General features: G+C 58.5%; 10 protein-coding genes and 2 pseudogenes. 5 read left to right on the top strand and 7 right to left on the bottom strand.

Annotated elements, in window-relative coordinates; translation table 11 throughout:
- On the top strand, positions 1-780 hold the full coding sequence (locus NAC44_RS20030; protein WP_250943341.1) for an SDR family NAD(P)-dependent oxidoreductase: 780 nt from the start codon (positions 1-3) through the stop codon (positions 778-780).
- Positions 781-873: 93 nt separating this feature from the next.
- Positions 874-3012, top strand: coding sequence for a methylmalonyl-CoA mutase (gene scpA, locus NAC44_RS20025; protein WP_250943340.1), 2139 nt, complete (start codon positions 874-876; stop codon positions 3010-3012).
- Between the two features lie 34 nt (positions 3013-3046).
- Here the strand turns inward: scpA and NAC44_RS20020 are convergent, their stop codons facing one another.
- The 7 genes from NAC44_RS20020 to NAC44_RS19990 form a co-directional block, all read right to left on the bottom strand.
- Positions 3047-4381, bottom strand: a complete 1335-nt coding sequence (locus tag NAC44_RS20020; protein ID WP_250943339.1) for an FAD/NAD(P)-binding protein — start codon at positions 4379-4381, stop codon at positions 3047-3049.
- A 37-nt stretch (positions 4382-4418) separates the two neighbouring features.
- Entirely contained in the window at positions 4419-4877 is a 459-nt protein-coding gene (locus NAC44_RS20015) for an RrF2 family transcriptional regulator (RefSeq protein WP_250943338.1), read from the bottom strand.
- 602 nt (positions 4878-5479) lie between these two features.
- Positions 5480-6484 (bottom strand): ABC transporter ATP-binding protein, encoded by a 1005-nt coding sequence (locus tag NAC44_RS20010; RefSeq protein WP_274706983.1) that lies wholly within the window; start codon positions 6482-6484, stop codon positions 5480-5482.
- Complete coding sequence (locus NAC44_RS20005) at positions 6481-7449, bottom strand: oligopeptide/dipeptide ABC transporter ATP-binding protein (protein ID WP_250943336.1); 969 nt, start codon at positions 7447-7449, stop codon at positions 6481-6483. The genes NAC44_RS20010 and NAC44_RS20005 overlap by 4 nt, the downstream gene beginning before the upstream one ends.
- A gap of 2 nt (positions 7450-7451) precedes the next feature.
- Positions 7452-8378 carry an ABC transporter permease gene (locus NAC44_RS20000; RefSeq protein WP_250943335.1) on the bottom strand — a complete coding sequence of 309 codons (927 nt, stop codon included), beginning with the start codon at positions 8376-8378 and terminating at the stop codon, positions 7452-7454.
- 3 nt (positions 8379-8381) lie between these two features.
- Complete coding sequence (gene oppB / locus NAC44_RS19995) at positions 8382-9299, bottom strand: oligopeptide ABC transporter permease OppB (RefSeq protein ID WP_250943334.1); 918 nt, start codon at positions 9297-9299, stop codon at positions 8382-8384.
- A 65-nt stretch (positions 9300-9364) separates the two neighbouring features.
- A complete protein-coding gene (locus NAC44_RS19990) occupies positions 9365-10966 on the bottom strand; it encodes a peptide ABC transporter substrate-binding protein (protein WP_250943333.1) in 1602 nt (533 codons plus the stop codon).
- 640 nt (positions 10967-11606) lie between these two features.
- On the opposite strand from NAC44_RS19990, the pseudogene NAC44_RS19985 reads away from it, so the two are divergent.
- The 3 genes and pseudogenes from NAC44_RS19985 to NAC44_RS19975 form a co-directional block, all read left to right on the top strand.
- Positions 11607-11727 (top strand): annotated as a pseudogene (locus tag NAC44_RS19985) (ABC transporter permease subunit); the annotation flags it as partial.
- A 144-nt stretch (positions 11728-11871) separates the two neighbouring features.
- Positions 11872-11979: pseudogene (locus NAC44_RS19980) on the top strand (ABC transporter permease subunit); the annotation flags it as partial.
- Positions 11980-12010: 31 nt separating this feature from the next.
- Positions 12011-12892 carry a TIM barrel protein gene (locus NAC44_RS19975; protein ID WP_250943332.1) on the top strand — a complete coding sequence of 294 codons (882 nt, stop codon included), beginning with the start codon at positions 12011-12013 and terminating at the stop codon, positions 12890-12892.
- Positions 12893-12896 lie beyond the last annotated feature (4 nt).

The following is a 12896-nucleotide window of genomic DNA, read 5'->3' as shown; positions in this document are numbered from 1 at the left end:
ATGGACGGTTTTGACGGCAGGGTTGTCATCGTCACCGGCGGCGCGCGCGGGCAGGGGGAGGCTGAGGCCCGGCTGTTTGCGGAACGTGGCGCTGCGGTCATGATTGCCGATGTGCTGCACGAAGAGGGTGAGGCGCTGGCAGCCGCGTTGACAGGGCAGGGGAGCGAGGCCCGCTTCTTCCGCCTCGATGTCACCGATCCCGAAAGCTGGTCGGTACTGATTGCTGAGACGAAAAACTGGAAAAGCAGGCTGGACATTCTGGTCAACAATGCCGGCATCATTAACCGCACACTGGTGGAGACGACGTCGCTTGCGGACTGGGAACGGGTGCTGAAGGTCAATCTCACAGGCGCCTTTCTCGGCATTCAATCGACAAGTTCGCTGATGGCGGAAAGCGGTGGCGGCGCCATCGTCAACATCGCCTCCAATAGCGGCTATTCCGGCCATTACGACCCGGCCTATACGGCAAGCAAATGGGGCCTTCGCGGGCTGACCAAAACCGCCGCCATGGAGCTTGCGCCGAAAAACATCCGGGTCAACGCGGTGTGCCCCGGTCTGGTGGTCACCGGCCTCAATGCACACAGTCCGCATCTTCAGCCGATGATTGCTATGACGCCGATGCAGCGCAGCGGCAGGCCCGAAGAAATCGCCGAACTGGTCGCTTTTCTCGCCTCCGATGTCGCAGGCTTTATCACCGGCGAGGATTTTGTCATCGATGGTGGCTTCACGGCAGGCGCCGCCTACAGGCGCGTAGCGACGGAGACCGGGATTTTGGCATAAGCCGTTTGTCGATAAAACGGCAATGATAAAAATCATGGCAATGCCTATCCAGCCAAGCTAGAACGTCCATGGATGGAGACATGGAGGCGGAGAATGAGCGGCAAAACGCTTGAAGACTGGAAGGGGCTGGCGGAAAAAGAACTGAAGGCCACCCCGGATACGCTGACATGGCAGACGCCGGAGGGCATCGCCGTCAGGCCGCTTTACACCGAGGCTGATCTGGCCGGGATGGAGCATCTCGGCTCGCTGCCGGGCTTTGCGCCATTTACGCGCGGTCCGCGTGCTACCATGTATGCCGGGCGCCCCTGGACCATTCGCCAATATGCCGGTTTTTCAACCGCCGAAGCCTCGAATGCCTTTTATCGCAAGGCATTGGCCGCCGGGCAGCAGGGCGTGTCCGTTGCCTTCGATCTTGCCACCCATCGCGGCTATGACAGCGATCATCCGCGTGTTCTGGGTGATGTCGGCAAGGCGGGTGTGGCGATTGACAGCGTCGAGGACATGAAAATCCTGTTTGACGGTATCCCGCTCGAAAAGATTTCCGTGTCGATGACGATGAATGGCGCGGTCATTCCGATCCTGGCGAGCTTTATCGTTGCCGGTGAGGAACAGGGCGTTTCGCGGGAAAAACTGTCGGGCACCATTCAGAATGACATTCTGAAAGAATTCATGGTGCGCAACACCTATATCTATCCGCCGGATCCCTCGATGCGGATCGTCGCCGACATCATCGATTATACGGCAAGGGAGATGCCGAAATTCAATTCCATCTCCATCTCCGGCTATCACATGCAGGAGGCGGGCGCGACTTTGGTGCAGGAGCTGGCCTTCACGCTGGCCGACGGGCGCGAATATGTGCGCGCCGCGCTGGCCAAGGGGCTGAATGTCGATGATTTTGCCGGTCGTCTGTCGTTCTTCTTCGCCATCGGCATGAATTTCTTCATGGAAGCGGCCAAGTTGCGCGCCGCCCGGTTGCTCTGGACGCGGATCATGCAGGAGTTTCAGCCGAAGAAGCCATCATCTCTGATGCTGCGCACCCATTGCCAGACCTCCGGCGTGTCGTTGCAGGAACAGGACCCGTATAACAACATCATTCGCACGGCGTTCGAGGCGATGTCGGCGGTGCTGGGCGGTACGCAATCGCTGCACACCAATTCCTTCGACGAAGCGATTGCGCTGCCGACGGACTTTTCCGCCCGCATTGCCCGCAACACCCAGCTCATTCTCCAGCACGAAACCGGCGTGACCAAAGTGGTCGATCCGCTGGCGGGTTCCTATTATGTCGAAAGCCTGACCAAAGAGCTGGCCGACAAGGCCTGGGCTTTGATTGAGGACGTTGAAGCGCTGGGCGGGATGACCAAAGCCGTGGCCAAGGGCCTGCCCAAGCGGCTGATCGAAGAGGCGGCGACACGGCGTCAGGCGGCGGTGGATCGCGGCGAAGAGGTCATTGTTGGTGTCAACAAATATCGTCTTGAAAGCGAAGACGAGATCGACATTCTCGACATCGACAACAGCGCCGTGCGCGCCGCCCAGATCAGAAGGCTTGAAGAGACGAAGCGCCGGCGTGATGCCGCTGCCGTCAAGGCGGCGCTGGAGGCGTTGACCGAGGTGGCGAAAACCGGCAAAGGCAATCTTTTGGCCGCCGCCATCGATGCGGCGCGGGCAAGAGCCAGCGTCGGCGAGATCTCCGATGCGATGCGGCAGGTTTTTGGCGATCATGCCGCGACACCTGAAGTGGTGCAGGCGGTGTATGGTGACAGCTATCAGGACGATCCTGAATATCGCACGGTCGTCACCCGTCTTGCCGATTTTGCCGCTTCTCTCGGTGTGCGACCGAAAATTCTGGTCGCAAAGCTTGGCCAGGATGGCCATGACCGGGGTGCCAAGGTGATTTCCTCGGCCTTCGGCGATATCGGTTTCGAGGTGGTGCCGGGTCCGCTGTTCCAGACACCGGAAGAGGCAGCAAGCCTTGCCATCCGTGAAAAGGTGCATGTGGTGGGAATGTCGTCGCTGGCGGCCGGCCATAAGACGCTTGCGCCCCAGCTTGTCGAGGCGTTGAAGGCGCAAGGGGCCGAGCATGTCATCGTCGTGGTTGGCGGCGTCATTCCCCGGCAGGATTACCAGTTCCTGCTCGACCACGGCGTTTCGGCGATTTTCGGTCCCGGCACCAATGTGCTGGAAGCCGCGCGCGCCGTTATCGATCTCATGCAGGGCAGGCTGCGTAACAGCTGAACAGAACGATCATCCCTTTTGGGGACGCTTGCCGTTATAGGGCAGAGTCGGTTCCGGCCTTACGATGCAGCAGGTCTGCCAAGTGACTGGCCTGAGTTCGGATTTCGGGAATGGCAGTCGTTTCCCAGAAGGTGGCAAAGGTGACCGGGCCAATGCCGAAAATACGTGAACTTGATCTGCCATCGGCAGAGATCAGCGACAGGTCCGGAGTGAAATCCAGCGCAAGGCCAAGCGGGTCGCGCCGTGCCTGGCCCGTTTCCACAAGGGCGGCAATCAGCGGCTGGCAGGGGCCGAGCAGACGGCGCACACCTCGGCAATCATAGGCATGGTCGATTTCCAGCGTTTCCACCTGATGGGAAGGGGGAATGCCAAGCTGGATGATCGTCTTGCCTGCCCGTTTTTCTGCCGCAATGAAACGACCGCGTCTCACTTGTAATTGCCCTGTGCCGAGCAGGGCGGCAATGCGTCTTGCCTGGCTAGGCGGCATTTTATGGCGGTGAATGTCCCAAAGGGTTGCGGCATGGCGGAGAAAGCGACTGCGCGACGCCACCGGCAGATTTTTCCAGATCGTCTGGATATGGGGGCGAAGACCATCGACAATATCGCGCCAGTCACCGCCTGCGGCCTCATGGGCCTTGACCAGTTGCGTGAGCCAGCGGGTGAAATAATGAATGCTGGCGCCAAGCGGAATATCCGCCGTGGACAGGGCCAATGGTTTGGATGCAAGATGCGGCAGAGGCAAAAATGCCTTACGCGAGAAGGCGATGATTGGCCCGCGATGGCCGCCATCCTGCAGGGCAAGAGCAGTATCGACCATGGTGAGGCCGGTTCCGACCAGACAGACGTGAGAGTCCGGATTGGTTGGCAGCGGCGCTTTCCAGGGGGACAGCAGCGGCGAGCATGTCGCCGCGCTCAGACCATAACCGGTTGCCAGAACGGCAAAATGCACTGGCAGAACCGTGCCGTTCTTAAGGGTGATCTCAACACCGTTTTCCCGGCAGGCAAGACCGATACATTCTTGATGAATACGCCGAAGCCTTGGCGTGTTCTCCTTGGGCAGCAGGCTTTCCAGATAGTGTCCATAAAGGGGGCGGGGCACAAAATCTTCGCGCGAAACCGTCCGATTATCCTGTTGATTGACCCAGTCGAGAAAGTGATCCGGGGCATCGGCAAAGGCGCTGACATGACCGGCGCGCACATTGAGGGCGTGGGATGTGAAGGGTGTGTCATAGGCCAGCCCTCGGCAGCTCGGGGCCTGAGCCTCGATGATGGTGATGCGCAGATGCTCCCGTTTTTCGCCTTTCATCAGGTTGGCGCTCAAAATGGCGGCACTCGCGCCCCCGCCTATAATGGCAATATGAACCGTCATAGCCCAGCTCCCATAGGTCGCTGACCGTCGAGGCTGCTCAGGAAACGTCGAGTATCTGGGAAAAGCCGGAGGCCTCGTCGGCCACCATCAGGCGCAGGTCGGCAAGCGATTTGTTGTCGAGCACAGAGGCGATGGCTTCGCGTACCTCCAGCATGGTCAGCCGCACCGGACAGACTGCCTCGTTTTCGCAATCGTTGCAGCGGCGATAGGCCGTGCGGCTGGCGCAACTGATCGGGGCCAGCGGCCCGTCGAGCACTCTGAGCGCATGACCCAGCATGATCTCTTCGGGCTTTCGCGTCAGGCAATAGCCGCCTCCGCGCCCCTTGCGGGCAAAGACAAAGCCGCTGTTGCGCAGTTCGGCCAGAATGGCGTCGAGAAACTTCTTCGACATGCCATGGGTTTCGGCAATTTCGACAGATTGAACGACAACCCCTTCGGGCAGTCCGGCAAGATGATAAAGCGCTTTCAACCCATATTTGCCCTTCATCGACAACATCGGGTATCATGTCCTTTCGGTGATTGGTCTGAAGCAGGAATACGTCCCCGCGGTGTGAGCATAATTCAACCGAAGTCAAGCGAGGATCGATAAAACCATGCTGGAGTGGACAAAAATTAGAGCATTTCCATGTTTCATGGAAAGAGAAAAACCGATGACAGCAGCGGGACGATTCCGATTTTCTGTTGGACATTCTTCGTTTATCGGACTGAAAAACGCAATCGGCCCGATGTTCTGAGGTCTTGTTGACGCACCGGATAAATCCGAAAACCTGTTCCCACCTGTCGCTCCGACGCTCTCGCCCTTCATCTTGAATGTGCGGCATTCTTTCCTCCAGCTCCTGTATTCGCGCATGGCGGATCATGGACGGGCACATGCAATGGTCTCTGCAGTGCTCGGGCGGCTCAAGAAAAAAGTCTAGAGATTATGTAGACTATTTTGCAATCCATATCAACCCGCTGATTGAGGTCTCCTGAACCTCTTCGCGGTTCAGGATCCAAGCAGGCAGCCGTCATTGTCCTTGCTGTTGTTTTCCCTGGTTATGACCAGCTCAGACGCATCCGATCGACAATCGGAATCGGTCCCATGCTCTCAGGTTTTGTTTACGCCTCGGATTTTTCGGGAAAGTGGCACGCGACCTTATGTTGATCACCGTTCAGTGACGCCGAAAGAGGCGGTGCTTCCTCGGCGCAGACTGCGGCTGCCTTTGGGCAGCGCGTGCGGAAAACGCAGCCGGACGGTGGGTTGAGCGGGCTTGGCAGTTCTCCGATGATCGGCAACGTTGTCTTGGCGCGTTCGATTGCCGGATCGGGAACCGGGGCGGCGGCCATAAGCGCCTGCGTATAAGGATGGAGCGGTCGTGCATAAAGGCTGTCGCGCGGGGCGATTTCCATCACACGTCCGAGATAGAGCACCATGACCTCGGTGGAGATGTGTTTGACCACGCTCAGATCATGGGCGATGAACAAGAGCGCCAGCCCTTTTTCCTGTTGCAGGTCCATCAGGAGATTGATGATCTGCGCCTGAATGGAGACGTCCAGCGCCGAGACCGGCTCATCGCAGATGATCAGCTTCGGCTCGACGATCAGCGCCCGGGCAATGCCGATGCGCTGGCACTGGCCGCCGGAAAATTCATGCGGATAACGGTTGATCTGGTCGGGCAGCAGGCCGACGCGCACCATCATCTCCTCGACACGCGCGCGGATTTCGCGGCGGCTCAAGTCCTTGCGATGGGTTTTCAGCGGTTCGGCAATGGATTGGCCCACCGTCATGCGCGGATTGAGGCTGGCGAGCGGGTCTTGAAAGATCATCTGGATATCGGCGCGATAGGCCAGCATCCTGCCGGGTGAAAGCGACAAAAGATCGGTGCCGTTCTGCCATGTCACTCGGCCTTGCGCTTCAACCAGCCGGATGATGGCGCGAGCAAGGGTGGATTTGCCGCAGCCGGATTCTCCGACAATGCCCAGGGTTTCGCCCTGTTTCAGGGTGAAATCCACCCCGTTGACGGCCTTGAGCCGCAAGGGTTCGCCGCCGCCCAGCAGCTTGTTCTGCCGGATTGCATAGCTGACCTGCACATCCTCGGCTTTCAGCAGAAGGTTGGACATCAGGCAAGCTCCTCCACACTCTTGTTGCAGGCGCGCGCACGACCGGGGGCAAAGCTGACCAACGGGGCGAGGTGGTCGCGGCAGCGGTCCAGCGCATAGTCACAACGCGGTTGAAATGGACAGCCCTTGATGGTTTTCGCCATATTCGGCGGGTTGCCGGCAATGCTCGGCAGGCGCTCTTCCTGCCGGTCAAGCCGGGGAATGGAGCGCAACAGCCCGCGCGTATAGGGATGGGAGGGCGTGGCGAAGATATCGCCTGCCGGGCCTTGCTCCATCACCTGACCGCCATAAAGCACCATGACGCGCTCGGCCGCGCCCGCCACCACGCCGAGATCATGGGTGATGAGGATCAGCGCCATGCCGAAATCCCGTTGCAGTTCGGCCAGAAGCCGCATGATCTGCGCCTGCACGGTGACATCGAGCGCCGTTGTCGGCTCATCGCCGATCAGAATATCGGGGCGACAGAGCAGTGCCATGGCGATCATCACCCGCTGGCGCATGCCGCCGGAAAATTCATGCGGATAAAGCGTGATGCGGTTGCGGGCATCGGGGATCTGCACCGCATCGAGCATTCTCAGGCTTTCGGCGCGCGCCTCTCTTTTGCTCATGCCCTTGTGAAAGACGAGCACTTCTTCAAGCTGTTCGCTCACCCGCATATAGGGGTTGAGCGATGTCATCGGGTCCTGAAACACGATGCCGATGCGATTGCTGCGGATCGGGTTCAGCACTTTGGCGGGCGCGTTCAAGATCTCCCGGCCCTCGAAGCGGACCGAGCCGGAGGCGATGCCATTTCGGGCGAGAAGCCCGAGCAGGGCAAAGACGGTCTGGCTCTTGCCGGAGCCGGATTCGCCGACAATCGCCAGCGTTTCGCCGCGGTCCAGATCGAAATCCACCCCGCGCACCGCCGTGACATCGCCGCCCTGTGCGGTGAAACGGACTTCGAGATTGCGTACTTCCAGAAGCGCCATGCTCAACGATCCTTCGGGTCCAGCGCATCGCGCAGGCCATCGCCGACAACATAGAAGGCAAACAGCGTGACGACGAAGAAAAACAGCGGAAAGGCCAGTTGCCACAGCGTGCCATAGGCCATGGTCTTCGAGCCGTCCCAGATCAGCGTACCGAGACTGGTCAGGGGCTCCTGCACGCCAAGGCCGAGAAAGCTGATGAAGCTTTCCGACAGGATCATGCCCGGCACCAGAAGCGTGGCATAGACCACGACGACACCGAGCAGATTGGGCAGGATATGGCGGCGAATGATGGTGATGGCGGGCACACCGATGGCGCGCGCCGCTTCTACATAATCCTTCTGCTTCAGGCTGAGCGTCTGGCCGCGCACGATGCGGCTCATTTCCAGCCAGGACAGAAGACCGATGCCGATGAACAGCATCAAAAGCGACCGGCCGAACATGACCAGCATAAGGATCAGGATGAACATATAGGGGATGGCGAGAAGAATATCGACGAGCCGCATCATGGCGCCGTCCACCCGTCCGCCGAAATAGCCGGAGACGGCGCCATAGACCGTGCCGACGATGACGGCGATGGCCGCGCCGACCACGCCGACGGCGAGCGAAATCTGCGTGCCCTGCACCGTGCGGGCAAACATGTCGCGGCCCAGATCGTCCACGCCGAAATAATGGCCATTGGCAAAGGAGGGTGCGCCCTGTCCGGCTATATCGCCCATGACGGTAAAATCGATCGTGTCGATCGGCCAGGCGGCGATGAAAGGACCAATCAGGGCAAAGACGATGACGAAGAGGAGCAGAGCCAGTCCAAGCACCGCCATCCGGTTTTTCAAAAACCGTTCTCTGGCGTCAGTCCAGGGGGATCGGCCTTTTTGCGGGCTGTCGGAAAGCGTGGCCGCGAGGCTTTGCATGGGCTGAGATTTGATCAGCATGGATCAGTACCTGATTTTCGGGTCGATCCAGGCATAGAGGATATCGACCAGCAGGTTGAACAGGATCGTCAGGCTTCCCAGAAGAATGGTGATGCCCATCATCACCGCATAATCGCGGTTGAGCGCGGCATCGACGAAAAACCGCCCGATGCCGCCGGTGGAAAAGAACATGTCGATGACGACCGAGCCGGTGATCATCGAGACAAAGGCCGGGCCAAGATAGGAAATCACCGGCAAAAGCGCCGGTTTCAGCGCGTGTTTGAGAATAACCCGTCGTTCCGGCAGGCCCTTGGCGCGGGCGGTGCGAATGTGGTTGGAATTCAAGACTTCCAGCATGGAGGAGCGGGTGATGCGGGCAATCGAGGCGAAATAGGCGGTTGAGAGCGCAATGACCGGCATGATGATGTAAGACGGCCCGCCCCAGCCGCCGCCCGGCAGCCAGCGCAGCCAGAGCGTGAAGATCAGCACCAGAATGGGCGCAATGACGAAACTGGGCAGAAGATGTGCGCCGACGGCAATGCCGACACAGAGATTGTCGAGCAAAGTATTGTGCCGGATCGCCGCGACGATGCCGAGCGTCATGCCGATCGCCACCGCCACGACAAAGGACACCGCGCCATAGGTCAGGGTGATCGGAAAGCCCTGGGCAATAATCGAATTGACCGTCTGATCGGTATAGACGAAGGAGGGGCCGAAATCGAAACGGGTGAGAATGGACCAGAGATAATCGACAATCTGGACGAAGAGCGGTTTGTCGAGGCCGTATTTCGCCTGAATATTGGCCATGACCTCAGGCGGCAGCGCCTTGTCGCGGCTGAAGGGATTGCCCGGCGCCAGATGCATGATCAGGAAAGACACCACGATCAGCACCAGAATGGTCGGAATGGCCACCAGCAGACGCCGGAGAATAAATCGAAGCATGGATTTCACTCAGCAGGGATCACGACAGCAGGAGAGGGCCGGATATCCGACCCTCTCGCCACGTTTTACTTGGCGACGCGATAGATGTTCTTCGCATACCAGTTGTCCAGAACGTTCTGGACCGGCAGGCCGCGAATATCCGGTTTGACCATGCTGACTTGAGTGTAGAAATAAACGGGTGCGATCGGCACTTGTTTGTGCAGAATGTCTTCGGCCTTGTCATACTCGATATTCGGATCGCTGGACGTGGACGACTGGGCAATCAGCTTGTCGTAATCGGCATTGGCGAACCGACCGTAATTCGAGGTGTTGTTGCTGAGGAAGAAATTGAGGAAGGTCGAGGCCTGGTCGTAATCGGCGCACCAGGCATAGCGGCCCACCTGAAACTGCCCCTTGCCGTAGCGGTCAAGCAGCACTTTCCATTCCATGTTTTCCAGCGTTACATCGACGCCCAGCGCTTTCCAGAACTGTTGTACCGCGATGGCCATCTTTTTGTGGCCCTCATCAGTGTTGTAGCTGATGGTCAGTTTCAGCGGCTTGTTGGGGCCGTAACCGGCCTCTTTCAACAATTCTTTTGCCTTGGCGTCGCGCTCTGCCTGCGTCATATGGGCTTCGGGATAGTCCGGCGCCTTGAAGCCGGCCATGGCCCAATGGGTCCAGCTATAGGCCGGACGCTGGCCACCCTGCAGAATGTTCTTGACGATCACATCGCGGTTGATGGCAAGCGACAGGGCCTCGCGCACCCGCACATCCTTGAGTGCTGCCGGTCCGTTCGGACCCACATTGAACAGATAGCCATAGGTGCAGGCCTCAGGCTCGGAATGGGCCTGATCCGGATACTCCTTCTTCAGCCGCAGATACTGGCCGGTCGGGACCGGTCCGACATCCAGTTCGCCGGCGAGATAGCGGGTCAGCGCCTGATTGGCGTCATTGATGATCTTGAAGGTGACGGTGTTGATGATGGTATGGGCATTGTCCCAGTAATCCGGGTTTCGGGCCAGAACCAGTTGCTGGCCCATGTCATGCTGTTTCAGCACATAGGCGCCGTTGCCGACCATATGGCCGGGTTGCGTCCAGGCATCGCCATATTTTTCCACCACCGATTTCAGCACCGGGAAAGTCGAGGTGTGGGTGACCATCGGCAGGAGATAGGAGATCGGCTCGCTGAGCGTGACCTGGAAGGTATGGTCGTCCACAGCTTTGACGCCGAGATCGGAAGGCGGCATCTTGCCGTCGATGATCGCCTGGGCGTTTTTCACCTTCATCGTCGCCAGATACCAGGAATATTCCGAGGCGGTCTTCGGGTTGACCAGCCGCTGCCAGGCATAGACAAAATCACTGGCCGTCACCGGCGCGCCATTCGACCATTTGGCGTCGGGGCGCAGATGGAAGGTATAGGTCAGCTTGTCCGGTGAGACATCATAACCAGTGGCCACACCCGGAACCAGTTTCCCATCCGGCGCCTGGGTATATAGCCCCTCGAACAATTGCCCATCGATTGCGGAACCATCCGTATCGCTGTTCAACTGCGGGTCGAGTGTCTTGACCGAATCGAGCAGGCGCAGGCTCAGATCCTGATTTTTCGCCAGTTTGTCGCCCGGCGCCACCGTTGCGGCAAGGCTCGGTGTTGCCATGAGCATGGCAGTCAGAGCGGTTGAAATCAGCATCCATTTCATCAGGATATCCCCTTCAAAAGTCCATTATTATGATTGCCTAATTTGTAAGCAATTTTATCGCTGATGATTTTTAGTGCGTTCCTGTCCGGGTTGGCAATACACTTCTGCTTGTTATCGCGTCATCGATGCGCGCAGGACTCTCTTCGAGAGTGGTGGTCGCAACCATACAGCCGAATGTCGCATCCAGGCTGTCATTGCAGTTTTACGGCATCATTCAGCTGGGGTGGATCGAGAATTGATAAAATTCTACGATAAAATAAAGGGTTAGACTATTTATCCGTGACTGGTGACAAGGCTTGGTAAAAGAGTGTCACCATAAGTTCATCCGTTTGTGATCTTCTCGTCAAAACCCATAAATATTTATGGTCATCCTTCTTCTTGGCCTGTTTCGGAGACGATTGATGATCCTTGCACGGTCCCGCATGGCGGCGCTGGCTGCGACGATGAAAAACGCCATTACCGCTATGGCGTTGTCGAGGATACCTTTCACAGGCGGAATTATTCCGGGGCATGGCCCGGAGCATCGTGCTGATCGGCCCCTTCAGCGTCGTCATTTCCGATGAAAGCCAAAGGCTGCCCCAGCCGCTCACGCTGTAGGATCGAGGCCGTCAGCGGCATTCACCCGAGGGTGGAATGGAACCTGCTCAAGTCCTATTCCTCACTGACCCTGCCGCTGATTGCCACGGCAAACGGCACCTTCTTCTATTGGCAGTGCTATCTGACCATTCCCGACGAACTGGCCGGGGCCGCTTGTAGCGATATGGCAGCCTCGTTGGGGCGGAAAACGGCCTGCCGGACTGGAGCATCGGATCGAAAATCGGTTGAGATCCGATGCTCTCAGTTTTTGTTGACGCATCGGTTTTTTCCGAAAACCGGTTCCCACTTTTCGGCCGATACACTGGAATGTCACGCTGGCTGGCTCTCTCCTCATCATGGCGGCGCCCCGACTGGTGGTGGCGGTGCTGCAGCGCTGGTTCGTTCGCGGCCTTGCCGCCACGGACAAATACCTCTCAATCCTCATAGTCGGAGTTTTTCATGAGCAATATTACCGCCGTCGGTTTCAACACAGCCTCCCATGACGGAGAATTTTCAAGCCTTGAAGCCGATCTCATCCGGCTGGAAGAGATCGGCCCCGATGCTGTCGAGCTGGCGCTGACCAGCCTCGATCTCATCGCAGGCGGTCGCATTATCGAAGAGCGCGCCAAGCGGCTGACGGAGCTGACCAGCCGTTTCAGCTATCGGTACACGGTGCATGGGCTGGTCTCATCCAATTTCATGGACCCGGTCACGCTGCCCTACCAGCTCGATGCCGCCAAGGCGCTGGTCGAGCTTTGCGAACGCATCGGCTCGAAAATCCTGGTGCAGCATTGCGGTGCGCTTGCACCGCACCAGATTCACGACGTGGCGGGCGCTGTCGCGCGTGAGCGCGAGGCTCTGGCGGAACTTGCCGAATTTGCCAGGCCGCATGGTGTACGGATCGCCTTTGAAAACATCTTCACCACCGAACCCGGCCAGTATCGCCAGACGCCTGCCGAGGTTGCCGAAACGGTGCGCGCCGTCAACCATCCCAATCTGGTGGCGCTGATCGATTTCAGCCATGCCTATATCGAATCCACCTATAAGGGACTGGATTTCATGGATCAGCTGCGGGCCATGGCCCCGGTGGCGGGCCATCTGCATGTGCATGATTCCTTCGGCCGACCGATCGGCCATTTTGAGGCTTACTTCCCGCAGGAAGCCACCGCACTCGGCCTTGGTGATCTGCACATGCCGCTCGGCTGGGGCGATATCGCCTGGGAGGCGATTTTCGCTGAACTCGATTTCCTGCCGGATACGGTGCTGATGATGGAAATCAACAGCCGTTATGCTGCCGAACAGCCTGCCTCGCTGGAGCGTGCCCGCGCGCTGATTTCCTGAGGAT

The organism is Allorhizobium sonneratiae (assembly GCF_023700755.1).
Classification (GTDB): domain Bacteria; phylum Pseudomonadota; class Alphaproteobacteria; order Rhizobiales; family Rhizobiaceae; genus Allorhizobium; species Allorhizobium sonneratiae.
Note: the sequence above shows the minus strand (reverse complement) of the source record. Positions and strands in the feature narration are given on the sequence as shown.